Annotated in this window: 1 protein-coding gene; it reads right to left on the reverse strand. The window is 31.4% G+C overall.

The window, feature by feature from the left end; all coding sequences use genetic code 11:
- Positions 1–283: hypothetical protein (locus HNV10_RS17130; RefSeq protein ID WP_394353366.1), on the reverse strand; the 283-nt coding region annotated here is incomplete at both ends.

Raw genomic sequence — 283 nt, forward strand, 5'->3', positions numbered from 1 at the left:
AGATTCAAAATCATTGATTTGTGGAGGACTATTTAAAATGATGTCAAAAGGTACAATATCAAAACAGTCTGTAGTTGCATTTCTAATCTTAGCATAGATAGTTTGAGGGTTTGACGTGTTAGTGTAGTTTAATGGGTTTTGAATCCGATTATTATTATCAAGTAAATCCTCTTCCGATTCAAAATAAGAGAAGTCTACGTTATATTGTCTTCCGTCAAGAATATCTAATTCTATTTCTGTTAAGTCCCATTCTTGCGTATAGTTATAATTATCAGCACAGTCT

This window comes from Winogradskyella litoriviva, assembly GCF_013249065.1.
Taxonomy (GTDB): domain Bacteria; phylum Bacteroidota; class Bacteroidia; order Flavobacteriales; family Flavobacteriaceae; genus Winogradskyella; species Winogradskyella litoriviva.